The organism is Pseudomonas sp. 3B-A001-10F (assembly GCF_056313565.1).
The window spans coordinates 14,183-40,253 of record NZ_JBQYFW010000030.1 but is presented as its reverse complement, the minus strand read 5'-3'; the positions used below and the strand labels follow the sequence as shown (position 1 = coordinate 40,253).

Here is a 26,071-nt window from a genome sequence, read left to right as displayed (position 1 = left end):
GCCTTGTTGTCTCTATGTAACTGGACAGGATCACTATGCCGGCTTCATTCGTTCATCTACGCCTGCACACTGAATACTCCCTGGTCGACGGGCTGGTGCGGATCAAGCCGCTGGTCAAGGCACTGACGGCCATGAACATGCCGGCGGTCGCGGTCACCGACCAGAACAACATGTGTTCCCTGGTCAAATTCTACAAAAACACCATGGGCGCGGGCATCAAGCCGATCTGCGGCGCCGACCTGTGGCTGTCGAACAAGGACCCGGACGCACCGCTGAGCCGGCTCAGCCTGTTGGTGATGAACGCCAAGGGCTATCGCAACCTCACCGAGTTGATCTCGCGCGGCTTCATCGAAGGCCAGCGCAACGGCATGATCATCGTCGAGCGCGAGTGGGTTGCTGAAGCCAACGAAGGCCTGATCATGCTGTCCGCCGCCAAAGAAGGCGAGATCGGCATGGCCATGATCGGCGGCAACCCGGCTGAAGCTGAAGCCTTGGCGCGCGAATGGATGGCGGTATTCCCGGATCGTTTCTATCTGGAAATCCAGCGCACCAATCGCCCTAACGATGAAGAACAGCTGCACGGTGCCGTTGCACTCGCCGACAAGCTCGGCGCGCCGCTGGTGGCGACCAACGATGTACGTTTCATCAAGCAGGAAGACTTCGCCGCCCACGAAACCCGCGTGTGCATCGGTGAGGGCCGTGCCCTCGACGATCCGCGGCGCTCGAAGAATTATAGCGATCAGCAATACCTGAAAAGCGCCGAGGAAATGATCGAGCTGTTCAGCGATATTCCCGACGCCATCGAAAACACCGTCGAAATCGCCAAGCGCTGCAATATCGAAGTGAAGCTGGGCACTCACTTCCTGCCTAACTTCCCGATTCCCGATGGCATGACCATCGACGAGTATTTCCGCAAAGTCTCCTTCGACGGTCTGGAAGAGCGCTTGTCGGTGCTGCTGCCCAAGGACACCACCGAAGACTACGAAGCCAAGCGTCAGGTCTACGTCGACCGGCTGAATTTCGAGCTGGATATCATTATCCAGATGGGTTTCCCCGGTTACTTCCTGATCGTGATGGACTTTATCCAGTGGGCCAAGAACAACGGCGTGCCGGTAGGTCCGGGCCGTGGGTCGGGTGCCGGTTCGTTGGTGGCTTATGTACAGAAGATCACCGACCTCGATCCGCTGGAATACGACCTGCTGTTCGAACGATTCCTTAACCCGGAACGGGTCTCCATGCCCGACTTCGACGTCGACTTCTGCATGGACGGTCGCGACCGCGTTATCGATTATGTGGCCGAAAAATACGGTCGCAACGCGGTAAGCCAGATCATCACCTTCGGTTCCATGGCGGCCAAGGCTGTGGTGCGTGACGTGGCGCGGGTGCAGGGCAAGTCCTACGGCCTGGCGGATCGTCTGTCGAAGATGATTCCGTTCGAAGTCGGCATGACCCTGGAAAAAGCCTACGAGCAGGAAGAAATCCTCCGTGACTTCATCAAGGTTGATGAAGAAGCTGCGGAAATCTGGGAAATGGCGCGCAAGCTCGAAGGCGTTGTGCGTAACGTTGGTAAACACGCCGGTGGTGTGGTTATTGCGCCGACCAAACTGACGGACTTCTCGCCAATCTATTGCGATGAAGCCGGTGACGGTCTGGTGACCCAGTTCGACAAGGACGACGTTGAAGCGGCTGGTCTGGTGAAGTTCGACTTCCTCGGTCTGCGGACCCTGACGATCATCGACTGGGCGCTGAAAACCATTAACCGCGACCGTGCCAAGGTCAACGAGCCGCCACTGGATATCGCGTTTATCCCGCTGGACGACAAACCGACGTACTCGTTGTTGCAGAAAGCTGAAACCACCGCGGTGTTCCAGCTTGAATCGCGCGGCATGAAAGAGCTGATCAAAAAGCTCAAGCCCGACTGCCTGGAAGACCTGATCGCACTGGTGGCCCTGTTCCGTCCGGGCCCGCTGCAGTCCGGCATGGTGGACGACTTCATCAACCGTAAGCACGGCCGCGCCGAACTGGCGTATCCGCACTCGGATTACCAGTACGAAGGTTTGAAGCCGGTTCTGGCACCGACTTACGGCATCATCCTGTATCAGGAACAGGTGATGCAGATTGCTCAGGTCATGGCCGGTTACACCCTTGGCGGTGCGGACATGCTCCGTCGGGCGATGGGTAAGAAAAAACCCGAAGAAATGGCCAAACAGCGCGGCGGTTTCATTGAAGGTTGCGCGACCAACAACATCGACGCCGACCTTGCCGGTAACATTTTCGACCTGGTAGAAAAATTCGCCGGTTACGGCTTCAACAAATCCCACTCCGCCGCCTACGGCCTGGTCTCGTACCAGACAGCCTGGCTGAAAGCCCACTACCCGGCGCCGTTCATGGCTGCGGTACTGTCGGCGGACATGCACAACACCGACAAGGTCGTGACCTTGATCGAGGAAGTGCGCACGATGAAACTGCGCCTCGATGCGCCGGACGTGAACACTTCGGAGTTCAAGTTCACGGTGAACGACGACGGCCGCATCGTTTACGGCCTGGGCGCGATCAAAGGTGTTGGTGAAGGCCCGGTTGAGGCGATCACCGAGGCGCGTCAGGAAGGTCCGTTCAAGGATCTGTTCGACTTCTGCGCGCGGGTCGACCTCAAGCGCATCAACAAACGTACCCTCGACGGCTTGATCCGCAGCGGTGCGCTGGATCGTCTGGGGCCGTACTTCCATGACGAACAGAAGGCTTATCAGGCCAACATCGACCGCAACCGCGCCGTGCTGCTGGCAGCGATGGAAGAGGCGATCAAGGCGGCCGAGCAGACCGCGCGTACCCACGACTCTGGTCACGCCGACCTGTTTGGCGGGCTGTTTGTCGAGGAAGACGCCGACGTGTATGCGTCGCACCGCAAGGCCAAGGAGCTGACGCTTAAGGAGCGCCTCAAAGGTGAGAAAGACACCTTGGGCCTGTACCTGACCGGTCACCCGATCGACGAATACGAAGGCGAGATCCGCCGTTTCGCCCGTCAGCGCATCATCGACCTGAAGCCGGCGCGCGATACGCAAACCGTGGCGGGGATGATCATTGCCCTGCGGGTGATGAAGAACAAGAAGGGCGACAAGATGGGTTTCATCACCCTCGACGACCGTTCGGGGCGGATTGAGGCGTCGCTGTTTGCCGATGCGTTCCACTCTGCGCAGTCATTGTTGCAGACCGACGCGATGGTGGTGGTCGAAGGCGAAGTCAGCAACGATGACTTCTCCGGTGGCCTGCGCCTGCGCGTCAAGCGGGTGATGAGCATGGAAGACGCACGCACCAATCTCGCCGAAAGCCTGCGCCTGAAGCTGCAAACCCAGGATCTGAAAGGCGATCAGCTACGCTGGTTGGGGGATTTGCTCAAGCGTCATCGCGGCGCGTGCCCGATCACCATGGAGTACACCAGCCCGGATGCGAAGACCTTGCTGCAGTTCGGCGAGACCTGGCGGATCGATCCGGCGGATGCGTTGATTCAAGCCCTGCGTGACCAGTTCGGGCGAGACAACGTCTTCCTCCAATACCGTTGACCGGCAAGTGCCATCATGGCGCTTGCCCGCAACCTGAATTTTTAATCTCGACCTCAGCGCGCCTCTCCCTTAAGGTAGGGCGCGAATAGACAACCGGCCGGCCCAAGCTCATTTGGGACACGACCCAAGACGGACGCCTATGAACCCGAATTTTCTAGATTTCGAACAGCCGATCGCCGACCTGCAAGCCAAGATCGAAGAGTTGCGCTTGGTCGGTAATGACAATTCGCTGAATATCGGCGATGAGATCTCCCGCCTGCAGGACAAGAGCAAAACGCTGACCGAAGACATCTTCGGCAAACTGACCAGCTGGCAGATCGCACGTCTGGCGCGTCACCCGAAACGCCCGTACACCCTCGACTACATCGAGCACATCTTCACCGAGTTCGACGAACTGCACGGTGACCGTCACTTCTCTGACGACGCGGCCATCGTTGGCGGTATCGCCCGTCTGGAAGACCAGCCGGTGATGATCATCGGTCACCAGAAGGGTCGTGAAGTCCGTGAGAAGGTGCGCCGTAACTTCGGCATGCCGCGTCCGGAAGGCTACCGCAAGGCTTGCCGTCTGATGGAGATGGCCGAGCGTTTCAAAATGCCGATCCTGACCTTCATCGACACCCCGGGTGCTTACCCGGGTATCGACGCTGAAGAGCGTAACCAGAGCGAAGCGATCGCCTGGAACCTGCGCGTGATGTCGCGCCTGAAGACCCCGATCATCGCCACCGTTATCGGTGAGGGTGGTTCCGGTGGTGCACTGGCCATTGGCGTCTGCGACCAGCTGAACATGCTGCAGTACTCGACCTACGCGGTAATCTCGCCGGAAGGTTGCGCTTCGATTCTGTGGAAAACCGCCGAAAAAGCGCCGGATGCTGCTGAAGCAATGGGCATCACTGCCGAGCGTCTGAAAGGCCTCGGTATCGTCGACAAGGTGATCAGCGAGCCTCTGGGCGGCGCCCACCGTGATCCGGCAGCTGCCGCTGCGTCGATCCGTGCCGAGCTGAGCTCGCAACTGGCGATGCTGAAAAAGTTCGATAACGAAGCGTTGCTGAAGCGCCGTTATGATCGACTGATGAGCTACGGTCTCTAAGTCGAGCGCAATACCCCTGTAGGAGTGAGCCTGCTCGCGATGAGGGCGTAACATTCAACCAATGTGTTGGCTGTCACACCGCTATCGCGAGCAGGCTCACTCCTACATTTGTTTTGGGGCAAAGAGTTAAATATGGGGCAGTCCATGATTGATTTGCCTTCACGGCTTTTGCACAGCCTTGAGCCTTGGCGCAATGCCGCTCATTGGCGTATCGCGTTTTCCGGTGGTCTCGATTCCACCGTCCTGCTGCACCTGCTTGCCGATCTGGCAAAAACCGAATCCATCCCCGCGCTAAGCGCTATCCATATCCATCACGGCCTTCAGGCTGCGGCTGATGCGTGGCCGCAACATTGCCAGTCCGTGTGTGATGCGCTGGGAGTGCCGTTGCTGATCGAGCATGTGACGGTGCAACTAGGCGCGAGTCTGGAGCGGGCGGCGCGGGATGCGCGTTACGCCGTGTTCAATGCGCTGACCCAAGCTAATGAGGTGTTAATCACTGGTCAGCACCGTGATGATCAGGCGGAAACACTGCTGTTCCGGCTGCTGCGTGGAGCGGGAGTGCGCGGATTGTCGGGAATGCCGCAGCAAAGGCCAGTGGGGCAGGGCATGTTGATTCGCCCGTTGCTGGATGTCACTCGAGCCGAGCTGGAACGTTACGCACAGGCTCACTCGTTAAGCTGGATCGAAGACCCGTCAAATCAGGATCGACAGTTCTCGCGCAATTACCTGCGTCATCAGGTCATGCCGTTGCTGAGCGAACGCTGGCCGCAAGCACAGACAAGCATGGCTCGCAGTGCCGCGCATCTGCGTGAAGCCCAAGGGTTGCTGGATGAATTGGCGCAGATCGATCTGACGCAAGCCGCTACCGCTCATGATTTCGAATGGCTGGGATTACCGTCGCTGGAGTTGGCGCCGCTGGCGGCGTTGTCTGCCGCCCGCCAGCGAAACGCCCTCAGTCACTGGCTTGAGCCGCTGACGCGCCTGCCTGACACCGACCATTGGTCGGGTTGGACGGATCTGTGCGATGCCGCTCCTGATGCGTCACCGGTCTGGCGTCTGGCCGATGGCGAGTTGCACCGCAGTGCCGGTCGTCTGTGGTGGCTCAGCGGTCACTGGCTACGCACGCCGATGATCGGCGTCGAGTGGCAGAGCCCGGCGTCAGCGCTACGCTTGGCCGATAACGGACGTGTCACGTTCAGCGGGCAGACTCCCGTCGGGCCTTTGCGCATTGCCTATCGTCAGGGCGGTGAAGTCATGCATCTGGCGGATCGCGGCCACCGTGACCTCAAGCGCCTGCTCAATGAGCGCGCGGTCCCGGGCTTCATGCGTGGCAGATTGCCGCTGCTGTTTCGCGGCGATGAATTGCTCGCGGTGGCGAATCTGCCGGGACTTGATGGTCATGCACAGGATGGCTGGAAATTGCATTGGCTGCCAACAGACGAAGATCAAGGTTTGAGCTGAAAGGAGCATTCCGGTAGACTACGCTCCCTTCTTGATACAACTTCTGTGGATTCGCCTGAATTGCAGGAGTTGCCGATTACCAAGCAGTCTTTGCTGGGCGATTCCAAAAAATGTGTAGCGAGCAACGTACCGGTGTTTCACCTGCCGGTCTGTCCCAACGCGGCGGTTTTTTTGAAAGGTGCACTGTGATTAATGCAGGTGATCGGGGGCTTCGGCCTTCCTTCGCTTTCCCCGGCGGCTCGTACCGCTTTAACGCAGACTTCTAGGGTTTTTCATGACGCGCTACATATTCGTCACGGGCGGTGTTGTTTCTTCATTGGGGAAAGGCATTGCATCGGCTTCATTGGCAGCCATCCTGGAGGCGCGGGGACTTAAGGTCACCATGCTGAAGCTGGATCCGTACATCAACGTCGATCCGGGCACCATGAGCCCGTTCCAGCACGGTGAAGTGTTCGTCACCCACGACGGCGCCGAGACCGACCTGGACCTGGGGCACTACGAGCGGTTCATCCGCACTACCATGACCCAGAACAACAACTTCACCACCGGTCGTGTCTACGAGCACGTGCTGCGCAAAGAACGCCGTGGTGACTACCTGGGTGCAACCATCCAGGTGATCCCGCACATCACCGACGAAATCAAGCGCCGCATCATCAAGGGTGCCGGTGACGCTGACGTGGCGATGGTTGAAATCGGTGGCACCGTCGGTGACATCGAGTCGCAACCGTTCCTCGAAGCCATCCGTCAACTGCGTTTCGAAGTCGGCGCCAAGCGCGCGATGCTGATGCACCTGACACTGGTGCCGTACATCGCCACGGCTGGCGAAACCAAGACCAAACCAACCCAGCACTCGGTAAAAGAACTGCGTTCGATCGGCCTGCAGCCAGACGTGCTGGTGTGCCGTTCCGATCACCCGATCGACATCTCGTCGCGTCGCAAGATCGCTCAGTTCACCAACGTTGAAGAACGTGCGGTGATCGCGCTGGAAGACGCCGACACCATCTACAAGATCCCGGGCATCCTGCACTCGCAGGGTCTGGACGATTTCGTCGTTGAGCGTTTCGGCCTGCAATGCGGCAGCGCGGATCTGTCCGAGTGGGACGCAGTGGTTGACGCCAAGCTGAACCCGGAACACGAAGTGACCATCGCCATGGTCGGCAAGTACATGGAACTGCTGGACGCCTACAAGTCGCTGATCGAAGCGATGAGTCACGCCGGCATCAGCAACCGCACCAAGGTCAACCTGCGTTACATCGATTCCGAAGACATCGAAAACCAGGGCACTGCGCTGCTCGAAGGTGTTGACGCGATCCTCGTACCGGGCGGCTTCGGTCTGCGTGGCGTGGAAGGCAAGATCACTGCCGTTCAGTACGCTCGCGAAAACAAGGTTCCGTACCTGGGTATCTGCCTGGGCATGCAAGTGGCGGTCATCGAGTTCGCCCGTAACGTGATGGGCTGGAAAGACGCCAACTCCACCGAGTTCGATCGCGCCAGCGGTCATCCGGTGGTCGGTCTGATCACCGAGTGGGAAGACGCGACCGGTGCCGTTGAAGTGCGTACCGAGTCGTCCGACCTGGGTGGCACCATGCGCCTTGGCGCTCAGGACTGCCTGCTTGAAGCCGGTTCCAAGGTCCACGACTGCTACGGCAAGGACGTGATCGTCGAGCGTCACCGTCACCGTTACGAAGTGAACAACAACCTGCTGCCACAGCTGATCGAAGCTGGCCTGAAAATCTCCGGTCGCTCCGCTGATGCGGCGCTGGTTGAAGTGGTTGAAGCGGCCGATCACCCATGGTTCGTTGCTTGCCAGTTCCACCCTGAGTTCACCTCGACACCACGTGATGGCCATCCGCTGTTCAGCGGTTTTGTCAAAGCAGCGTTGGCTCAACACCAGAAGAAGGCGTAACCCCGATGGCACAGAAGATCATCCGCGTCGGCGACATCGAAATTGCCAACGACAAACCCATGGTGCTGTTCGGCGGCATGAACGTGCTGGAAAGCCGTGACATGGCCATGCAGGTTTGCGAAGAGTACGTAAAGGTCACCGAAAAACTCGGTATCCCTTACGTGTTCAAGGCCAGTTTCGACAAGGCTAACCGTTCTTCTGTGACCTCTTATCGTGGTCCTGGCCTGGAAGAGGGCATGCGCATCTTCCAGGACATCAAACAAGCCTTTGGCGTGCCGATCATCACCGACGTCCACGAGCCTGATCAGGCTGCGGTCGTCGCAGAGGTCTGCGACATCATTCAACTGCCGGCCTTCCTGTCGCGCCAGACCGATCTGGTCGTCGCGATGGCCAAGACCAATGCAGTGATCAACATCAAGAAAGCCCAGTTCCTCGCGCCTCAGGAAATGAAACACATCCTGAACAAGTGCGTGGAAGCGGGTAACGATCAATTGATCCTCTGCGAGCGTGGTTCGAGCTTCGGCTACAACAACCTCGTGGTCGACATGCTCGGCTTCGGCATCATGAAGCAGTTCGAGTACCCGGTATTCTTCGACGTGACCCATGCGCTGCAAATGCCGGGTGGTCGTGCCGACTCCGCCGGCGGTCGCCGTGCCCAGGTTCTGGATCTGGCCAAGGCGGGCATGAGCCAGTCGTTGGCAGGTCTGTTCCTCGAAGCGCATCCGGATCCGGACAACGCCAAATGCGATGGCCCTTGCGCCTTGCGTCTGGACAAACTGGAGCCATTTCTGGCCCAGCTCAAGGCTTTGGACGAACTGGTGAAGAGTTTTCCGACGGTAGAAACCGCGTAAACCTCAATTCTCCGGTAAAGTACCGCACGATTTGTCGCTCATGCCCTCGGGTGTGAGCGTTATCGTCTGCAAGCCTGCCCGCTGCACACCCCTTGCCGACGGTAAAAAGATTTCCTCTAGCTGCGTCGTTTTCGTCAACTTTGGAGTGTTTACAACAATGGCAAAAATCGTCGACATCAAAGGTCGTGAAGTTCTCGACTCCCGTGGCAATCCCACCGTGGAAGCGGACGTGCTTCTCGACAACGGCATCATCGGCAGCGCTTGCGCGCCGTCCGGTGCATCCACTGGCTCGCGTGAAGCACTCGAGCTGCGTGATGGCGACAAGAGCCGTTACCTGGGCAAGGGCGTGCTCAAAGCGGTAGCCAATATCAACGGTCCGATCCGCGATCTGCTGCTGGGCACCGACCCAAGCGACCAGAAAGCCCTGGATCACGCGATGATCAAGCTCGACGGTACCGAAAACAAGGCAACCCTGGGCGCCAACGCCATCCTCGCCGTGTCCCTGGCTGCGGCCAAGGCTGCTGCGCAGGACCAGGACCTGCCGCTGTACGCACACATCGCTAACCTCAACGGTACTCCGGGTGTCTACTCGATGCCGGTGCCGATGATGAACATCATCAACGGTGGCGAGCACGCTGATAACAACGTCGACATCCAGGAATTCATGGTACAGCCGGTTGGCGCCAAGTCTTTCTCGGAAGGTCTGCGCATGGGCACCGAGATTTTCCATCACCTCAAAGCTGTGCTGAAGGCCCGTGGCCTGAGCACTGCCGTTGGCGACGAAGGCGGTTTCGCACCGAACCTGGCCTCCAACGAAGACGCGCTGAAAGTGATCTCCGAAGCAGTGGCCAACGCCGGTTACAAACTGGGCACCGACGTGACCCTGGCCCTGGACTGCGCGGCCAGCGAATTCTACGAAGACGGCAAGTACAACCTGTCCGGCGAAGGCCAGGTGTTCACCGCTGAAGGTTTCGCCGATTACCTCAAAGGCCTGACCGAACGTTATCCGATCATCTCGATCGAAGACGGTCTGGACGAGTCCGACTGGGCTGGCTGGAAGATCCTCACCGACAAGATCGGCGAGAAGACTCAACTGGTGGGCGACGACTTGTTCGTAACCAACACCAAGATCCTGAAAGAAGGCATCGATAAAAAGATCGCCAACTCGATCCTGATCAAGTTCAACCAGATCGGCACCCTGACCGAAACCCTGGAAGCCATCCAGATGGCCAAGGCTGCCGGTTACACTGCAGTGATCTCGCACCGTTCGGGCGAAACCGAAGATTCGACCATTGCCGACCTGGCTGTGGGCACTTCGGCTGGCCAGATCAAGACCGGCTCGCTGTGCCGTTCCGACCGCGTTTCCAAGTACAACCAACTGCTGCGTATCGAAGAGCAGTTGAATGGCAAGGCCAAGTACAACGGTCGCAGCGAGTTCCGCGGCTAAGTACAAATCGATGGAAGGACACCGGATTGTGTCGAAAAAGTCGTGACAGCGATGGATTTGCCACTAATCTGATGCCTTAACAGCACAAGCCTGGGTCTTCCAGGCTTCGTGCTATCAGATGCTTCAAAGTTTTGGCGTGGCTGTCTTTTTTCACTGGATACCTGATATTCGATGCGCAGTCCTTACTGGTTGTTTCTCGTTTTGCTCTTGCTACTGGCCGGTTTGCAGTACCGCCTGTGGGTGGGCAATGGCAGTCTGGCGCAAGTCGCCGAGCTGAATCAGCAGATAGCTGATCAACACGCCGAGAACGAAGGTTTGCTGGAGCGCAATCGCGTGATGGACGCTGAAGTCAGCGAGTTGAAAAAGGGCATGGAGACCGTTGAAGAGCGGGCTCGTCACGAACTGGGCATGGTCAAGGACGGCGAAACCCTTTACCAGTTGGCCCAATGATCAATTCCCTGCCGGCCTTCTGGGCCGTGATTCCTGCTGCGGGCATTGGTGCCCGAATGGCCGCGGACCGTCCCAAGCAATACCTGCAACTGGGCGGACGCACAATTCTCGAACACAGCCTCGGCTGTTTCCTCGATCACCCAAGCCTCAAGGGCCTGGTGGTCAGTCTTGCTGTTGATGATCCTTATTGGCCGAACCTGGCGTGCGCTGGCGACTCGCGTATTCAGCGCGTCGAGGGCGGCGCCGAGCGTTCCGGTTCGGTGCTCAATGCTTTGCTGCATTTGCATGCGCAGGGTGCCGATGATGAGGATTGGGTGCTGGTGCACGACGCGGCACGACCGAATCTGAGTCGCGAAGATCTCGACAAGTTACTGGATGAACTGGCGGACGATCCGGTCGGCGGCCTGCTCGCCGTCCCGGCGCGCGACACCTTGAAGCGAGTCGACAAGCACGGTCGAGTGCTGGAAACCGTCGATCGCAGCGTGATCTGGCAGGCGTATACGCCGCAGATGTTTCGCCTCGGTACGCTGCATCGGGCGTTGGCGGACAGTCTGGTGGCGGATGCTGTGATCACTGATGAAGCATCGGCGATGGAGTGGGCGGGGCTTAAGCCTCGCCTGATTGAAGGGCGGGCGGATAACCTCAAGGTGACCCGGCCGGAAGATCTGGAGTGGTTGCGTCAGCGTTGGGCGAATCGCCGCTGATTGCTGTGGCGCCTATTCCGCAGCCTTCGCGAGCAAGCTCGCTCCCACATTTGATTTGCGCCTGACACCAGATTTGCAGTCACTGCAGGTCCACTGTGGGAGCGAGCTTGCTCGCGAAGGCGGACGCATGAGCAACCCATCTCTCAGCTTCGATACTCCGGTCGCTCAGCCAACCCCACCTTCAAAAAATCCACCAACTTGCGCACCTTCGGCGACAAGTGCCGCTGTTGCGGGTACAGCGCCCACACCGCCGTATTTGGTGGCTGATGCGCCTCCAGCAACGAAATTAGCGCGCCGCTGTGCAAATGCTCCAGCACGTAATAATCAGGCAACTGACACAACCCCACCCCCTGTAACGCCGCATCCAGCACCGCTTGCCCGCTGTTGCAGCGCCAGTTGCCCTGCACGCGCTGGGAAAACTCCCGCCCGTTTTGCTCAAGCTGCCAGATGTCCGAGCTGCCAATCAGGCAATTGTGCCGACTCAATTCCGACAGGCTATGTGGGCGACCGTACCGCTCGACGTAGGACGGTGACGCGCACAGATACATTCGCCGTGGCGCCAGGCGTGTCGCGACCAACCGCGAATCCTGCAAGCGGCCCAGGCGAATCGCCAGATCCAGGCCTTCATGCACCAGATCGAGCTGGCGATTGCTCAATTCGATATCGATGCGCAACTGCGGATAAAGGCCCATAAACCGCGTCACCAGCGGCACGATGAAACGCTCGCCGTAGGCTACTGCGCAGGTCATGCGCAGCATGCCTTTCGGTTCGCTGGTCAGATCGCCGACGGCGCGCAAGGCTTCTTCGCGGCCATCCTGCAAGCGTTGGCAATGTTGCAGGAAGGTCTGCCCGGCCTCGGTCAGCGTCACCCGGCGTGTGCTGCGATAGAGCAGGCGCGTCTGAAGTCTTTCTTCCAGCCGTACGATTTGTCGGCTGATGTGCGAGGACGAAACTCCAAGACGCTCGGCAGCGGCAGTGAACTGGCTGCATTCAGCGACGGCGACGAACTCGTCGATGCCTTCCCAGCGATTTTCGGACATCGGGATTATCCCTGTATGGCAATAATGTTTTGCTTTTGTCCTGATTATTCATCAGTTGGCGTTGAACTACACTGGCCGTCTGGTTTTTTATTCAATGGATTCACTGGAGAGTCAGCATGATCAAGTCGCGCGCCGCCGTTGCCTTCGAGGCCAAGAAGCCGCTGGAAATCGTAGAAGTCGATGTCGCCATGCCCAAGGCTGGTGAAGTGTTGCTGCGCGTGGTGGCTTCCGGGGTTTGCCACACGGATGCCTACACCCTGTCCGGTGCAGACCCGGAAGGTATCTTCCCGTCGATCCTCGGCCACGAAGGCGGCGCCATCGTCGAAGCGATCGGCGAAGGCGTGACCTCGGTTGCGGTGGGCGATCACGTCATTCCGCTGTACACCCCGGAATGCGGCCAGTGCAAATTCTGCAAGTCGGGCAAGACCAACCTGTGTCAGGCGATTCGCGCGACTCAGGGCAAGGGTTTGATGCCGGACGGTACCTCGCGTTTTTCCTACAAGGGCGAAACCATTTTCCACTACATGGGCACTTCGACGTTCTCGGAATACACCGTGTTGCCGGAAATCTCCGTGGCCAAGATCTCCAAGGATGCGCCACTGGAAAAGGTTTGCCTGCTGGGTTGCGGCGTCACCACCGGTATCGGTGCCGTGCTCAACACCGCCAAGGTCAAACCGGGTGACACCGTGGCCATCTTCGGTCTGGGCGGCATCGGTCTGTCGGCAGTGATCGGAGCGGTGAAAGCCAAGGCTGCGCGCATCATCGCCATCGACATCAACCCGGCCAAGTTCGAGATTGCCAAGCAACTGGGTGCAACCGACTGCGTGAACCCGAAAGATTTCGATCGTCCGATTCAGGAAGTGATTGTCGACATGACCGATGGCGGCGTCGACTTCTCCTTCGAATGCATCGGCAACGTGCAACTGATGCGCGCCGCCCTTGAGTGCTGCCACAAAGGTTGGGGCGAGTCGGTGATCATCGGTGTGGCCGGTGCCGGCCAGGAAATCGCTACCCGTCCATTCCAGCTGGTGACTGGTCGCGTCTGGCGCGGTTCGGCATTCGGTGGCGTGCGCGGTCGTACCGAGTTGCCAAGCTACGTCGACATGGCCCAGAGCGGCGAGATTCCGCTGGATACTTTCATCACCCACACCATGGGCCTGGAAGACATCAACAAGGCCTTCGACCTGATGCACGAAGGCAAGAGCATCCGTACCGTCATTCATTTCTGATCAATCGTGGCGACATGGGCGCAAGTCTTGAAGGCTTGCGCTCATGACCGTGTAGGAGTCTTTACATGAGTCTGGAAAACATCTCCTGTCAGAAGAGTTTCGGCGGTTGGCACAAGCGTTATCGCCATCGCTCAGACGTGCTCGGTTGCGACATGGTGTTCGCCGTGTACCTGCCACCGCAGGCGGAGCAGGGCGGTAAGTTGCCGGTGCTGTACTGGTTGTCGGGCCTGACCTGCACCGACGAGAATTTCATGCAAAAGGCCGGCGCGATGCGCATGGCTGCCGAACTGGGTCTGATCATCGTTGCGCCGGACACCAGCCCCCGTGGGCCGGATGTGCCGGGTGATCCGGATGGCGCGTGGGATTTCGGCCTCGGTGCCGGTTTCTATCTGAATGCCACGCAGGAACCTTGGTCGCGCCACTATCGGATGCATGACTATGTCGTGCATGAGTTGCCTGCACTGGTCGAAGCGCATTTCCCCGCCTCGGACAAACGCAGCATCAGCGGTCACTCCATGGGCGGTCACGGTGCGCTGGTCTGCGCGCTGCGTAACCTGGGACGCTATCAATCGGTGTCGGCGTTCTCGCCAATCAACAACCCGATGGATTGCCCGTGGGGTCAGAAGGCCTTTTCGCGCTACCTGGGCGAAGACCGTTCTAAATGGAAAGAGTGGGATGCCTGCGCACTGATTGCCGAGGCGGATGAAAAACTGCCGCTGCTGGTCGATCAAGGGGATCGCGATGACTTCCTCGCCACCCAGCTCAAACCCGAAGCTCTGCAACAAGCGGCAAAACAAGCGGGTCATCCGCTGACATTGCGCCTGCAACCGGGCTACGACCACAGCTATTTCTTCATCTCAAGCTTCATAGACGACCACTTGCAGCATCACGCACAAGCCCTTCGGGACTAATGCAGGTAGAATCACGCCCTGACAAAAATCGGGGCGTTTTTTTATGCGTATTGGCCACGGCTATGATGTGCACCGTTTCGCTGAAGGCGATTTCATTACTCTGGGCGGCGTGCGCATCGCACACAGCTTCGGGCTGCTCGCTCATTCCGACGGTGACGTCCTGCTGCACGCCTTGAGCGATGCCTTGCTCGGCGCCGCTGCGCTGGGTGATATCGGCAAGCATTTTCCGGACACCGACCCGCAATTCAAGGGCGCCGACAGCCGTGCGCTGCTGCGTCATGTGGTCGCGCTGATCCATGCCAAAGGCTGGAAAGTCGGCAATGTCGATAACACTATCGTTGCCCAGGCACCGAAAATGGCCCCGCATATCGAATCGATGCGCGCGCTGATCGCGGCGGATCTTCAAGTTGAGTTGGATCAAGTGAACGTGAAAGCTACCACCACCGAAAAGCTCGGCTTTGTCGGTCGCGAAGAAGGTATCGCCGTGCACTCCGTTGCCTTGTTGCTGCGCGCATGAACGAACTGCAATTGCTCGGCCCGCGGGCCTATGGTGAACCCCTCGGCACTGCGGTACTGAAAGCCATCGCTGAAGACTTTCAGGTCGATGAAGTCCTCGATATTCCGTTCAGCGGCGATGGCGAACATCTGTGGATCTGGGTCGAAAAACGCGGCCTGAACACTGAAGAAGCTGCGCGGCGTATCGCCAAGGCTGCCGGCGTGCCGTTGCGCACGGTGAGCTATGCTGGCCTCAAGGATCGTCAGGCGCTGACTCGCCAGTGGTTCAGCGTGCAATTGCCGGGCAAGGCCGATCCGGATCTGTCGGCGGCGGAAAACGACACGCTGAAGATTCTCAAGACCACTCGCCACAAACGCAAACTGCAACGCGGTGCGCATTCGGCCAACGGTTTCACCTTGCGTTTGACTCAGTTCGATGGCGACAAAGCAGCAATTGAACAGCGCCTGCAGCTGATAGCCCAACAAGGCATCCCCAATTATTTCGGCGCCCAGCGTTTCGGCCACGACGGCGGCAACGTCGTTGACGCGCGTTCGTGGGCGGCGCGCAAGGCCTTGCCGGAACAACGCAATGTGCGTTCGCGCCTGCTCTCGACCGCGCGCAGTTTTCTCTTCAACAAGGTGCTCGCCGCACGAGTGGCCGATGGCACCTGGCAAAAAGCCCAGGTCGGCGACCTGCTCGCGTTCACCGACAGCCGCAGTTTTTTCCCGGCCGGAGAAGCTGAATGCAGCGACCCGCGTCTGGCGATTCTCGATCTGCACCCGACCGGTCCACAGTGGGGCGAAGGTGACTCGCCGACCGCAGGCGTTGTCCATGAATTGGAGCAGGGGATCGCCGCCGATGAAGCAGAGCTGCGCGATTGGTTGATTCATGCCGGCATGAGCCACGAACGTCGCATCCTGCGGCTGCCCATTGCCGGGTTGACGTGGCATTATCCCCAGCCTGACATTCTGCAACTGGAATTCGTCCTCCCGGCCGGATGCTTCGCCACCGTATTGGTGCGCGAACTCGTTGATCTGGTGCCGGTGGGGCAGACGGACAGCCCATGCGTATTCTGATTTCTAACGACGATGGGGTAACCGCACCCGGTCTCGCCGCGCTTTATGCTGCGCTGGCGGATTACACCGAGTGCGTGGTTATCGCCCCGGAGCAGGACAAAAGCGGCGCCAGCAGTTCGCTGACGCTCGACCGTCCGCTGCACCCGCAATACCTGGCCAACGGCTTTATCAGCCTCAACGGCACTCCGACCGACTGCGTGCACCTGGGCCTCAACGGCTTGCTGGAGCGCGAGGCGGACATGGTGGTTTCCGGGATCAACCTCGGCGCCAATCTTGGCGATGACGTGCTGTATTCCGGGACAGTGGCGGCCGCCCTTGAGGGACGTTTTCTCGAGCGTCCGTCGTTCGCTTTTTCGCTGGTCTCGCGGCAGGTGGATAATCTGCCGACGGCGGCCTACTTTGCGCGCAAACTGGTCGAGGCCCATGCCGGGCTTGATCTGCCACCGCGCACGGTGCTCAACGTGAATATTCCCAATCTGCCGATCGACCATATTCGCGGTATTCAATTGACCCGCCTCGGCCATCGCGCCCGTGCAGCGGCGCCGATGAAAGTGGTCGATCCGCGTGGCAAGGCCGGTTACTGGATTGCTGCAGCCGGCGACGCCGAAGACGGCGGCCCGGGCACGGACTTCCATGCGGTGATGCAGGGCTACGTTTCCATCACCCCGTTGCAGCTTGATCGCACCTTCAACGATGCGTTCAGAAGCCTCGATGGCTGGCTGGAGGGACTGCGCTGATGGCCCGTGAACATGAAGACAGGCTGCGCAGCGGGATCGGCATGACCTCTCAGCGTACCCGCGAGCGGCTGATCCAGCGCCTGTACGAAGAGGGCGTGTCCAACGCCAAGGTGCTGGAAGTGATCCGGCGTACGCCGCGTCATCTGTTCGTCGATGAAGCGCTGGCACACCGTGCTTATGAAGACACGGCGCTGCCGATCGGCAATAACCAGACGATTTCCCAGCCTTATATGGTGGCGCGCATGAGCGAGCTGCTGCTGGAGGCGGGCCCACTGGATAAGGTGCTGGAGATCGGCACCGGTTCCGGTTACCAGACGGCGGTGTTGTCACAACTGGTTGAGCGGGTGTTCTCGGTTGAGCGCATCAAGGTACTGCAGGATCGCGCCAAGGAACGTTTGGTTGAACTTAACCTGCGCAACGTGGTGTTCCGCTGGGGCGATGGTTGGGAAGGGTGGCCGGCGCTGGCACCTTATAACGGTATTATCGTCACCGCCGTGGCCACGGATGTACCGCAAGCCTTGCTTGACCAACTGGCTCCGGGCGGACGCATGGTGATTCCGGTGGGCTCCGGGGAAGTGCAGCAATTGTTGCTGATCGTGCGTGAGGAAAACGGCTTTTCCCGGCATGTTCTCGGGGCTGTCCGTTTTGTGCCGTTGCTCAATGGGCCACTGGCCTGAGCATTTGTTTGCGTGCGCTGAATTCCTTTCGTTCGCTTGTGTCTTACTTCGGCGACGATGGTTTAAACGCAGCAGATTGTCAGCTGGCAAACGTGTGCGTGAAGCGATTTCGCTTCATTAAAGGTAAAGCCGATCCGGCCCGTTATACTTGCGACACCTCATGCCGACATCCGGCATTCCACATTTTTCAGCCACCACAAAGGGAGCGGCGGGTGAGTCTCACAGTCATTGCGCAGCGTATGGGTAACACGAGCTTTCAGCGCCTGGTGACTGGCCTCGTCTTGAGCACCTTGCTGGTCGGTTGCTCCAGCACCAAATCGAGCAATGTGCGGGTGGTCGATCGCAACAACGCGGTGGCCCAGCGTCCTACGGTGACGACCGGACAATATGTAGTCCGTCCGGGCGATACGATGTTTTCGATCGCATTTCGCTACGGCTGGGACTACAAAGCCCTCGCGGCCCGGAACAATATTCCTACGCCATATACGATCCATCCGGGTCAGACGATTCGCTTCGACGGCCGCACCGGTTCAACGCCGACGGCGGTGGTGAGCAACAGCAGTTCTTCACCTTCTTCGTCGAGTAAAACCACGGTAATCCGGCGCCAGGCAAATGGCACCACGACCACTACAACCACCGGTTCTACGGGGGCTGTACCGTCCGTCGCCAACAAGCAAGCGCCCGCGCCGTTGCCTCCGGCAGGCCCAGCCCCGACCGGCTGGGGATGGCCATCTAATGGCATTCTGATTGGAAAATTCTCTTCAAACGGTAGTTTGAATAAAGGAATTGATATCGCCGGAGATTTGGGACAGCCTGTTTTAGCTGCGTCTGATGGGACGGTGGTATACGCCGGGAGTGGCTTAAGGGGCTACGGCGAATTAGTCATCATCAAACACAGCGAAACCTACGTCAGTGCCTACGGACATAACCGCAGGCTGTTGGTTCGGGAGGGACAGCAGGTCAAGGTCGGACAGACAATTGCCGAAATGGGGTCAACGGGTACAGACCGGGTGAAACTGCATTTTGAGATTCGCCGCCAAGGTAAACCTGTAGATCCGCTGCAGTTCCTGCCAAGACGTTGATTTGTAGGCCAGCCTGTTCCGTCGCGTAGAGGGGACAGGCTCCAGCGCTGCCAAGGATAAAGGCGTCGCTTGAGCTTGGGGTCGAACTCACCAAAGGACTATAACAATGGCTCTCAGTAAAGAAGTGCCGGAGTTTGACATCGACGATGAGGTTCTCCTTATGGAGACCGGCATCGATTCGGAATCTTCGATGTCGAATGATGAAGGGGCTGCTCCACCTTCCGTTCGTTCCAAATCCAAACACTCCGCTTCACTTAAACAACATAAGTACATCGACTACACGCGTGCACTTGATGCCACGCAGTTGTATCTCAACGAAATCGGCTTTTCCCCACTGCTCTCTCCGGAAGAAGAAGTTCATTTTGCGCGACTGTCGCAAAGTGGCGATCCGGCCGGACGCAAGCGCATGATTGAAAGTAACCTGCGGCTGGTGGTCAAAATCGCCCGGCGTTACGTCAATCGGGGGCTGTCGCTGCTGGATCTGATCGAAGAGGGCAACCTCGGATTGATTCGGGCGGTGGAAAAGTTCGATCCCGAGCGCGGCTTCCGCTTCTCGACCTACGCGACCTGGTGGATTCGTCAGACCATCGAGCGCGCGATCATGAATCAGACCCGGACCATCCGGTTGCCGATCCATGTGGTCAAGGAGCTCAACGTGTACCTGCGGGCTGCACGGGAGCTGACGCAGAAGCTCGACCACGAACCTTCACCCGAAGAAATTGCCAACCTGCTGGAAAAACCGGTGGGCGAGGTCAAGCGCATGCTTGGCCTGAACGAGCGGGTTTCTTCGGTCGACGTCTCGCTGGGTCCGGATTCGGATAAAACCCTGCTGGACACCCTTACCGACGATCGTCCGACCGATCCTTGTGAATTGCTGCAGGATGACGACCTGTCGCAGAGCATCGATCAATGGCTGTCGGAGTTGACCGACAAGCAGCGCGAGGTGGTCGTACGCCGCTTCGGCCTGCGCGGTCATGAGAGCAGCACTCTGGAAGATGTAGGTCTGGAGATCGGCCTGACCCGGGAACGGGTGCGGCAGATCCAGGTAGAAGGTCTCAAGCGCCTTCGTGAAATCCTCGAGAAGAATGGCCTGTCGAGCGAGTCGCTGTTCCAGTAAGCGCCTCCCACGCTCGCCCGCAAGAAGCCCCGACTGGTTCGGGGTTTTTTGTTGGCCTGAATTTGTTGGCAATCCAGCACCACCCTGCGCATTGCCGGACGTATGGTTGGCATTTCCATCGTTTGTAGTCTCGCGGTGTAAGCCTTGGCTTACTCTTTCGTAAGTGTTCACTATCTTTATGCGGGAGTAGACGTCGATTGCTCTAGATGGCTAATTCTAACTTATTGAATTTTATATATATTTTTTAATGTGAAGTGCTTATTACAGCGCTCTTTCGCTCCTACGGCCGATTGCTCTCGGCAGGGAACTCTTTAGTATCTGGGTTGTGTCGACGGACAGACACGCCCTTCAAGGAAGAGGGGAACGGACATCGCAGGACGCGATTCATCAGGACGATGAAAAGGAATACAGGGAATAGGGAAAAAATGTGGGCGGGTCATACCGCCCCTTTTTTCGCCTGCAGAAAAGTAGAACCCGCAAAAAGCAAAAAGGCCCGCAAGGGGCCTTTTATTGAACGCGCGACAGATCAGCGTTCGAGGTCTTTGATCTTGCCTTTGACGCCATCCCACTCTTCGGCATCCGGCAGCGATTCTTTCTTCTCGGTGATGTTCGGCCAGATTTCAGCCAGCTCAACGTTGAGTTGAATGAATTCCTGCATCTCTTCCGGAACTTCGTCCTCGGAGAAAATGGCTACGGCCGGGCATTCCGGTTCGCACAGGGCGCAGTCGATGCACTCATCCGGGTGAATCACCAGGAAGTTCGGGCCTTCGTAAAAGCAGTCCACCGGACACACTTCTACGCAGTCGGTGTACTTGCACTTGATGCAGTTGTCGGTGACGACGAAGGTCATTTCTAATTTTCTCCTCAGGCGGCGGCAGCGTTGCCCCTTCACGGTTGGGGTCGCCAGGTTCGGGAGCGATACCTGCTGGCTAGGCTATTAGCCAGCAGCATCCCAAACCGCGCGAGATTCTAACAGCTTGAAGCCGTTTGCGTTATATCCGCTTCTTCAGTGCTTATATCCGGTTCTTCAGTGCATAGAGCATTTCGAGAGCTCGGCGCGGGGTCAGGTCATCCAGATCCAGTTTAGCCAGCTCATCGAGCACCGGGTGCGGCAGGCTGGCGAACATGTCGCTTTGCTGTGGCGTCGCCGGTTTGCCCTTGGCGGCAGGTTTCGGCGCTTCATGCGGCAAAGCGGTTTCTTCCAGTCGGCTCAAGTGCTCACGGGCACGCACGATCACTTCACTTGGCACACCAGCCAGTTGCGCCACCGCCAGACCGTAGCTCTGGCTGGCAGGTCCCGGCAGCACGTGGTGCAGGAAGACGATGCGTTCGTTATGCTCGGTCGCATTGAGGTGGACGTTGGCCACCAGTGGCTCGGCTTCCGGCAACACGGTCAGTTCGAAGTAGTGGGTGGCAAACAGCGTATACGCGCGCAGGTGCGCCAAACGCTCGGCCGCCGCCCATGCCAGCGACAGACCGTCGAAGGTGCTGGTGCCGCGCCCGACTTCGTCCATCAGCACCAGACTGCGCTCGGTTGCGTTGTGCAGGATGTTGGCGGTTTCGCTCATCTCAACCATGAAGGTCGAACGGCCACCGGCCAGGTCATCGCTGGAACCGATTCGAGTGAAGATGCGGTCGACCAGCGACAGTTCGCAACTGGCTGCGGGCACGAAGCTGCCAATGTGAGCGAGCAACACGATCAATGCGGTTTGGCGCATGTAGGTGGATTTACCACCCATGTTCGGGCCGGTGATCACCAGCATACGGGTGTTGTCATCCAGGCTCAGGTCGTTGGCCACGAACGGCGTGGTCAGCACTTGCTCGACCACCGGGTGACGACCCTGGGAGATGCGCATGCACGGCTCGCTGACGAAGCGCGGGCAGTTCAGGTCAAGATTCAGCGCACGCTCGGCGAGGTTGCTCAACACGTCCAGTTCGGCCAGCGCGCCGGCGGTGTCCTGCAGCGGTGGCAACTGGCTGATCAGGTCTTCCAGCAGGGCTTCGTAAAGCATCTTCTCGCGCGCCAAGGCACGGCTCTTGGCAGAGAGGGCCTTGTCTTCGAACTCTTTCAGCTCAGGCGTGATGAAGCGTTCGGCGCCTTTCAGCGTCTGGCGCCGGATGTAATCCGCTGGCGCCGATTCAGCCTGCTTGCTCGGCAGTTCGATGAAGTAGCCGTGAATGCGGTTGTAGCCGACTTTCAGATGGCTCAGACCAGTTCGGGCTTTCTCGCGGGCTTCCAGATCGATGAGGAACTGGCCGGCGTTCTCGCTCAACGATTGCAGCTCGTCGAGTTCGCTGTCGTAACCGGTTTTCAGCACGCCGCCGTCACGGATCACCGCCGGCGGATTGTCGATGATGGCCTTTTCCAGCAGTGCCGCCAGTTCCGGGTAGGTGCTGGTGATAGTCGCCAGACCCTGCAGGTGCGGTGCTTCCAGGTCAGTCATCGCCACTTGCAGTTCAGGCAGGGCACCGAGGGCGTCGCGCAAGCGAGCAAGGTCACGAGGACGTGCGTTGCGCAGGCCGATCCGCGCGAGAATTCGCTCGATGTCGCCGATTTCCTTGAGCTGTGGTTGCAGCTTTTCGAAACGATAGCGATCGAGCAGGCACGTGATCGAGGTCTGGCGCGCCAGCAGTACGGTCAGATCGCGCAACGGACGATTCAGCCAGCGGGTCAGCAGGCGACTGCCCATGGCGGTCTGGCAGCGATCAACCACCGATTGCAGGGTGTTGTCGCGACCACCGGCCAGGTTGGTGTCGAGTTCGAGGTTGCGACGGCTTGCACCGTCCAGCACCACGGTGTCATCAAGACGTTCGTGGCGCAGGCTGCGCAGGTGGGGCAGGGCGGTGCGCTGGGTTTCCTTGGCGTAGGCCAACAGGCAACCCGCAGCGCCGATGGCCAGGGTCAGGTTCTCGCAGCCAAAACCCTTCAGGTCTTGGGTGGAGAACTGCTGGCAAAGGCTTTTCAGTGCTGAATCACGCTCGAAATCCCACGGCGCGCGACGACTGACGCCACGGCGTTTTTCCGCTGGCAGATCCCTCGGCCAGTCATCCGGGATCAGCAACTCCACCGGATTGATCCGCTCCAGTTCCGCCAGCAGGTTTTCCCAGCCTTTGATTTCCGACACGCTGAAACTGCCGCTGGTGATGTCCAGCACGGCAAGGCCGAACAGACGTTCGTCACCCAGCAGGGCTGCAATCAGGTTGTCGCGGCGTTCATCAAGCAGCGCTTCATCACTGACCGTACCCGGCGTGAGGATCCGTACGACCTGACGCTCAACCGGGCCTTTGCTGGTGGCCGGATCGCCGACCTGCTCACAAATCACCACGGACTCGCCAAGCTTCACCAGCTTCGCCAGATAGCCTTCCGCCGCGTGGTAAGGAATCCCACACATCGGAATCGCCTGCCCCGCCGACTGTCCGCGCGCGGTCAGGGTGATGTCGAGCAACTTGGCCGCCTTCTTCGCGTCTTCGTAGAAGATCTCGTAGAAGTCGCCCATGCGGTAGAACATCAGCTGATCCGGGTGCTGATTCTTCAGGCGCCAGTACTGCTGCATCATCGGGGTGTGGGAGGACAGGTCGGAGACGGCTTTATTCATCGGATTGTCAGGCAACTCGTTAAAAGATGTAGGGCAAAAGCGAGGGCATAAGCCGGGCTTTTCCGCGATGGGCGCAAGGTTACCATGGGCAGTCTGTCGGACGCAGGCATCGCGGCCGGGTGAGGGCTTTCTTCATCGGAAAGTGTATTTATGCATGATTTATGCAAATCAGCATTTGTCTTCGCGAATAACTTCAAGCACTATGCGCGTTATGCAAAAACGCAACGTAGCCTCCGTCTTAAGAGCACTGCTCGACCAGCACGGGATCTCCCCCACGGAGCTCCACCGTCGCACCGGCGTGCCTCAATCCACTCTCTCGCGGATTCTCAGCGGGAAGATCGTCGATCCCTCGGATAAACACATCTCGAAGATCGCCGAATACTTCGCCGTGAGCACCGATCAATTGCGCGGGCGCGCGGATGTCGCGCCGTCGGCCGGTGCCGCGCGTGAAGACGTGCACGCGGAACTCAAGGACATAATGCTGTGGGACGACGATACGCCGGTCGATGATGACGAAGTGTCGGTGCCGTTCCTTCGCGAGGTTGAATTGGCTGCTGGATCAGGAAGATTCGTCATCGAAGAGAGCGAGCGCTCTAGCCTGCGCTTCGGCAAGCGCAGCCTGCGTCATAACGGTGTGCAGTTTGACCAGGCCAAATGCGTGACTGTGCGCGGCAACAGCATGTTGCCGGTGTTGCGTGATGGTGCCACCGTCGGCGTCAACGCCGGCAAGTGCGGCATCGGCGACATCATTGATGGCGACTTGTACGCGATCAATCACAACGGCCAATTGCGTGTGAAGCAACTCTATCGCCTGCCGACCGGCATTCGTCTGCGCAGCTTCAATCGCGATGAACACCCGGACGAGGACTACAGCTTCCAGGAAATCCAGGAAGAGCAGATCGTCATCCTCGGTCACGTCTTCTGGTGGGGCATGTACGCCCGCTAACCCGATCCTCCCAAGACAAACCCGCCCATTCAGACTGTGTGAAAACCTAGCAATCTGCGCAGCGCTCAAAGAAAATGCTCCGTATCGAAAGATACGGAGCATTTTTCGTTATGGCCTACATCCAGGGACAGTCCCGCAGCCAGACCAGCCTGTTTCCGGTCTCGCTGGAAGAGTTGATCCCCGAGGATCACCTCGTTCGCGTTATCGATCTTTACGTCGCCAAGCTGGATCTGGCTCGACTGGGCTTTGATAAAGCACTTCCCAAAAGCACCGGCCGTCCCTCTTACGATCCAGCGGATCAGCTCAAACTCTACCTCTACGGCTATTTCCAGCGGATTCGCTCATCACGACGGCTCGAAGCCGAGTGCCAGCGCAACGTCGAAGTGATGTGGCTGATCAATCGACTCAAGCCTGATTTCAAGACCATCGCCGATTTCCGTAAAGACAACAAAGCCGCTTTTATCGCGACGTGCCGGGCCTTCGTGCAGTTTTGCCGCACAGCGGGGCTGATAACCGGCGAGTTGGTGGCCATTGATGGCAGCAAATTTCAGGCGGTCGCCTCTTCACGGCGTCATATGAATTTGAAGCGGCTCCAACATCAAGAGCAGAAGCTGGAGAAGCGCATCGCCCACTATTTGGCAGAGCTGGACGAGGCAGATAAAACCGAAGCCGGCGAGAAGATTGACCGCAATGCAATCAAGGCGACTTTGGCGCAACTTGAAGTCAGGCATTCCAACAACTTGACGTGCCAGGCGCTGATGAAATCCATGGAGCTTGAGCAATTCAATACCCACGAAAGCGATGCGCGAATGCTGCGAACGCACAAAGGGCCTCGGGTCGGGTACAACGTGCAGACAGCCGTGGACGCTGAAAACTGCATGATTGTGCATCATGAAGTGACTCAGGACAGCGATGATCGCAAGCAACTTGAACCGATGGCCAAGGCCGCCAAGGAACAACTTTCGCAGGATGAACTGACGGTCACCGCGGATGCGGGCTATTCCAATGGCAAGCAGTTCCAGGCATGTGAGGATGAGAACATCACGGCTTATGTGCCTGTGGCGCGATCACTCAACTCCTGCGGCAAGGAACAGATATTTTTCGATCGAACAGCATTTGCCTACGATGCGTCGCAAGATCGATATCAATGCCCTGCTGGAAAATGGCTGATCTTTAAGCAGATCAGCAATAAAGGCCGGATCTACCAAGCGAAGGTCAGCGACTGCGCAAGCTGCACGATTAAAGCGAAGTGCACCGACGCCAAACGCCGATACATCTCGCGCCATCTGCACGAACAGGCTTTCGAGCGAATGGAGCAGCGAATGCAGGCGCATCCCGAAATGATGGTCAGCCGACGATCCATCGTCGAACATCCCTTCGGCAACCTTAAACAGTGGTTATTTGGTAACGCTCGATTCTTGCTGCGACAGCTTGAAGGTGCGAGAGCTGAAATGGCCTTGGCGGTGAACGCCTACAACCTGAAAAGAGCAATTAACGTGTTGGGCGTGCGCCAGATGATGGCGCTGATGGGCTGAAACGCCTTTTTTCGTCTGCTGTGAGCACAAAAGCAAACGCCCCGAACAAGTCGGGGCGTTTGCTGGAACCACCATCAGTGCGTTTTCACACAGCCTGCATTGGCGGGTTTTTTTTCGCCTTTGTGAAACCGCCAAACCCTTGAACCGCGGGGCTTCCATGCATCTG

21 protein-coding genes are annotated in these 26,071 nt (G+C 58.5%); 18 read left to right on the top strand and 3 right to left on the bottom strand.

Going from position 1 to position 26,071, the window contains the following annotated elements:
- The first annotated feature begins 35 nt into the window (after nucleotides 1-35).
- The 8 genes from dnaE (at nucleotide 36) to ispD (ending at nucleotide 11,463) form a co-directional block, all read left to right on the top strand.
- The gene (gene dnaE / locus AC0ZWN_RS22780; protein ID WP_038357916.1) at nucleotides 36-3,557 is read left to right on the top strand and encodes a DNA polymerase III subunit alpha; all 3,522 of its coding nucleotides are present in this window, start codon (nucleotides 36-38) and stop codon (nucleotides 3,555-3,557) included.
- Nucleotides 3,558-3,696: 139 nt separating this feature from the next.
- Complete coding sequence (locus tag AC0ZWN_RS22775) at nucleotides 3,697-4,644, top strand: acetyl-CoA carboxylase carboxyltransferase subunit alpha (protein ID WP_108225216.1); 948 nt, start codon at nucleotides 3,697-3,699, stop codon at nucleotides 4,642-4,644.
- Nucleotides 4,645-4,776: 132 nt separating this feature from the next.
- Entirely contained in the window at nucleotides 4,777-6,105 is a 1,329-nt protein-coding gene (gene tilS, locus AC0ZWN_RS22770; RefSeq protein WP_476336606.1) for a tRNA lysidine(34) synthetase TilS, read from the top strand.
- 274 nt (nucleotides 6,106-6,379) lie between these two features.
- Complete coding sequence (locus AC0ZWN_RS22765) at nucleotides 6,380-8,011, top strand: CTP synthase (RefSeq protein WP_093436570.1); 1,632 nt, start codon at nucleotides 6,380-6,382, stop codon at nucleotides 8,009-8,011.
- Between the two features lie 5 nt (nucleotides 8,012-8,016).
- On the top strand, nucleotides 8,017-8,862 hold the full coding sequence (kdsA, locus tag AC0ZWN_RS22760) for a 3-deoxy-8-phosphooctulonate synthase (protein ID WP_016985082.1): 846 nt from the start codon (nucleotides 8,017-8,019) through the stop codon (nucleotides 8,860-8,862).
- Nucleotides 8,863-9,019: 157 nt separating this feature from the next.
- Nucleotides 9,020-10,309, top strand: a complete 1,290-nt coding sequence (gene eno, locus AC0ZWN_RS22755) for a phosphopyruvate hydratase (protein WP_093436567.1) — start codon at nucleotides 9,020-9,022, stop codon at nucleotides 10,307-10,309.
- Nucleotides 10,310-10,480: 171 nt separating this feature from the next.
- Nucleotides 10,481-10,759 carry a cell division protein FtsB gene (gene ftsB / locus AC0ZWN_RS22750; RefSeq protein ID WP_007908838.1) on the top strand — a complete coding sequence of 93 codons (279 nt, stop codon included), beginning with the start codon at nucleotides 10,481-10,483 and terminating at the stop codon, nucleotides 10,757-10,759.
- Nucleotides 10,756-11,463, top strand: a complete 708-nt coding sequence (gene ispD, locus AC0ZWN_RS22745; protein WP_476336603.1) for a 2-C-methyl-D-erythritol 4-phosphate cytidylyltransferase — start codon at nucleotides 10,756-10,758, stop codon at nucleotides 11,461-11,463. The genes ftsB and ispD overlap by 4 nt, the downstream gene beginning before the upstream one ends.
- A gap of 143 nt (nucleotides 11,464-11,606) precedes the next feature.
- Here the strand turns inward: ispD and AC0ZWN_RS22740 are convergent, their stop codons facing one another.
- The gene (locus AC0ZWN_RS22740; protein ID WP_257357118.1) at nucleotides 11,607-12,503 is read right to left on the bottom strand and encodes a LysR family transcriptional regulator; all 897 of its coding nucleotides are present in this window, start codon (nucleotides 12,501-12,503) and stop codon (nucleotides 11,607-11,609) included.
- Nucleotides 12,504-12,619: 116 nt separating this feature from the next.
- Here AC0ZWN_RS22740 and AC0ZWN_RS22735 point away from each other — a divergent pair, with 116 nt between their 5' ends.
- The 8 genes from AC0ZWN_RS22735 (at nucleotide 12,620) to rpoS (ending at nucleotide 19,828) form a co-directional block, all read left to right on the top strand.
- On the top strand, nucleotides 12,620-13,732 hold the full coding sequence (locus AC0ZWN_RS22735; protein WP_007908835.1) for an S-(hydroxymethyl)glutathione dehydrogenase/class III alcohol dehydrogenase: 1,113 nt from the start codon (nucleotides 12,620-12,622) through the stop codon (nucleotides 13,730-13,732).
- Between the two features lie 65 nt (nucleotides 13,733-13,797).
- A complete protein-coding gene (fghA, locus tag AC0ZWN_RS22730; RefSeq protein WP_476336602.1) occupies nucleotides 13,798-14,643 on the top strand; it encodes an S-formylglutathione hydrolase in 846 nt (281 codons plus the stop codon).
- A 43-nt stretch (nucleotides 14,644-14,686) separates the two neighbouring features.
- Entirely contained in the window at nucleotides 14,687-15,160 is a 474-nt protein-coding gene (gene ispF, locus AC0ZWN_RS22725; protein ID WP_034149878.1) for a 2-C-methyl-D-erythritol 2,4-cyclodiphosphate synthase, read from the top strand.
- A complete protein-coding gene (truD, locus tag AC0ZWN_RS22720) occupies nucleotides 15,157-16,215 on the top strand; it encodes a tRNA pseudouridine(13) synthase TruD (RefSeq protein WP_095050410.1) in 1,059 nt (352 codons plus the stop codon). The genes ispF and truD overlap by 4 nt, the downstream gene beginning before the upstream one ends.
- Nucleotides 16,203-16,952 carry a 5'/3'-nucleotidase SurE gene (gene surE / locus AC0ZWN_RS22715; protein ID WP_007908831.1) on the top strand — a complete coding sequence of 250 codons (750 nt, stop codon included), beginning with the start codon at nucleotides 16,203-16,205 and terminating at the stop codon, nucleotides 16,950-16,952. Before truD ends, surE begins: the two co-directional genes overlap by 13 nt.
- Nucleotides 16,953-16,993: 41 nt before the next feature.
- Nucleotides 16,994-17,629: a protein-L-isoaspartate(D-aspartate) O-methyltransferase gene (locus AC0ZWN_RS22710; RefSeq protein WP_171057346.1), complete on the top strand. Its 636-nt coding sequence runs from the start codon at nucleotides 16,994-16,996 to the stop codon at nucleotides 17,627-17,629.
- A 212-nt stretch (nucleotides 17,630-17,841) separates the two neighbouring features.
- Entirely contained in the window at nucleotides 17,842-18,711 is an 870-nt protein-coding gene (locus AC0ZWN_RS22705) for a peptidoglycan DD-metalloendopeptidase family protein (RefSeq protein WP_093436549.1), read from the top strand.
- A gap of 106 nt (nucleotides 18,712-18,817) precedes the next feature.
- Entirely contained in the window at nucleotides 18,818-19,828 is a 1,011-nt protein-coding gene (rpoS, locus tag AC0ZWN_RS22700) for an RNA polymerase sigma factor RpoS (RefSeq protein WP_038357938.1), read from the top strand.
- 526 nt (nucleotides 19,829-20,354) lie between these two features.
- Here the strand turns inward: rpoS and fdxA are convergent.
- Nucleotides 20,355-20,678: a ferredoxin FdxA gene (gene fdxA / locus AC0ZWN_RS22695; protein ID WP_007908827.1), complete on the bottom strand. Its 324-nt coding sequence runs from the start codon at nucleotides 20,676-20,678 to the stop codon at nucleotides 20,355-20,357.
- A 163-nt stretch (nucleotides 20,679-20,841) separates the two neighbouring features.
- Nucleotides 20,842-23,424, bottom strand: coding sequence for a DNA mismatch repair protein MutS (gene mutS / locus AC0ZWN_RS22690; protein WP_099758132.1), 2,583 nt, complete (start codon nucleotides 23,422-23,424; stop codon nucleotides 20,842-20,844).
- Nucleotides 23,425-23,635: 211 nt separating this feature from the next.
- Here mutS and AC0ZWN_RS22685 point away from each other — a divergent pair, with 211 nt between their 5' ends.
- Nucleotides 23,636-24,370 carry an XRE family transcriptional regulator gene (locus AC0ZWN_RS22685; protein ID WP_476336600.1) on the top strand — a complete coding sequence of 245 codons (735 nt, stop codon included), beginning with the start codon at nucleotides 23,636-23,638 and terminating at the stop codon, nucleotides 24,368-24,370.
- A 110-nt stretch (nucleotides 24,371-24,480) separates the two neighbouring features.
- Nucleotides 24,481-25,905, top strand: coding sequence for an IS1182 family transposase (locus tag AC0ZWN_RS22680; RefSeq protein WP_160769306.1), 1,425 nt, complete (start codon nucleotides 24,481-24,483; stop codon nucleotides 25,903-25,905).
- The last annotated feature ends 166 nt before the right edge of the window (nucleotides 25,906-26,071 follow it).

Excerpts from the sequence above, each read along its gene's own strand:
- dnaE (WP_038357916.1), top strand. The coding sequence starts at position 36 with ATGCCGGCTTCATTCGTTCATCTACGCCTGCACACTGAATACTCCCTG.
- AC0ZWN_RS22775 (WP_108225216.1), top strand. The coding sequence starts at position 3,697 with ATGAACCCGAATTTTCTAGATTTCGAACAGCCGATCGCCGACCTGCAA.
- tilS (WP_476336606.1), top strand. The coding sequence starts at position 4,777 with ATGGGGCAGTCCATGATTGATTTGCCTTCACGGCTTTTGCACAGCCTT.
- AC0ZWN_RS22765 (WP_093436570.1), top strand. The coding sequence starts at position 6,380 with ATGACGCGCTACATATTCGTCACGGGCGGTGTTGTTTCTTCATTGGGG.
- kdsA (WP_016985082.1), top strand. The coding sequence starts at position 8,017 with ATGGCACAGAAGATCATCCGCGTCGGCGACATCGAAATTGCCAACGAC.
- eno (WP_093436567.1), top strand. The coding sequence starts at position 9,020 with ATGGCAAAAATCGTCGACATCAAAGGTCGTGAAGTTCTCGACTCCCGT.
- ftsB (WP_007908838.1), top strand. The coding sequence starts at position 10,481 with ATGCGCAGTCCTTACTGGTTGTTTCTCGTTTTGCTCTTGCTACTGGCC.
- ispD (WP_476336603.1), top strand. The coding sequence starts at position 10,756 with ATGATCAATTCCCTGCCGGCCTTCTGGGCCGTGATTCCTGCTGCGGGC.
- AC0ZWN_RS22740 (WP_257357118.1), bottom strand. The coding sequence starts at position 12,503 with ATGTCCGAAAATCGCTGGGAAGGCATCGACGAGTTCGTCGCCGTCGCT.
- AC0ZWN_RS22735 (WP_007908835.1), top strand. The coding sequence starts at position 12,620 with ATGATCAAGTCGCGCGCCGCCGTTGCCTTCGAGGCCAAGAAGCCGCTG.
- fghA (WP_476336602.1), top strand. The coding sequence starts at position 13,798 with ATGAGTCTGGAAAACATCTCCTGTCAGAAGAGTTTCGGCGGTTGGCAC.
- ispF (WP_034149878.1), top strand. The coding sequence starts at position 14,687 with ATGCGTATTGGCCACGGCTATGATGTGCACCGTTTCGCTGAAGGCGAT.
- truD (WP_095050410.1), top strand. The coding sequence starts at position 15,157 with ATGAACGAACTGCAATTGCTCGGCCCGCGGGCCTATGGTGAACCCCTC.
- surE (WP_007908831.1), top strand. The coding sequence starts at position 16,203 with ATGCGTATTCTGATTTCTAACGACGATGGGGTAACCGCACCCGGTCTC.
- AC0ZWN_RS22710 (WP_171057346.1), top strand. The coding sequence starts at position 16,994 with ATGACCTCTCAGCGTACCCGCGAGCGGCTGATCCAGCGCCTGTACGAA.
- rpoS (WP_038357938.1), top strand. The coding sequence starts at position 18,818 with ATGGCTCTCAGTAAAGAAGTGCCGGAGTTTGACATCGACGATGAGGTT.
- fdxA (WP_007908827.1), bottom strand. The coding sequence starts at position 20,678 with ATGACCTTCGTCGTCACCGACAACTGCATCAAGTGCAAGTACACCGAC.
- mutS (WP_099758132.1), bottom strand. The coding sequence starts at position 23,424 with ATGAATAAAGCCGTCTCCGACCTGTCCTCCCACACCCCGATGATGCAG.
- AC0ZWN_RS22685 (WP_476336600.1), top strand. The coding sequence starts at position 23,636 with ATGCAAAAACGCAACGTAGCCTCCGTCTTAAGAGCACTGCTCGACCAG.
- AC0ZWN_RS22680 (WP_160769306.1), top strand. The coding sequence starts at position 24,481 with ATGGCCTACATCCAGGGACAGTCCCGCAGCCAGACCAGCCTGTTTCCG.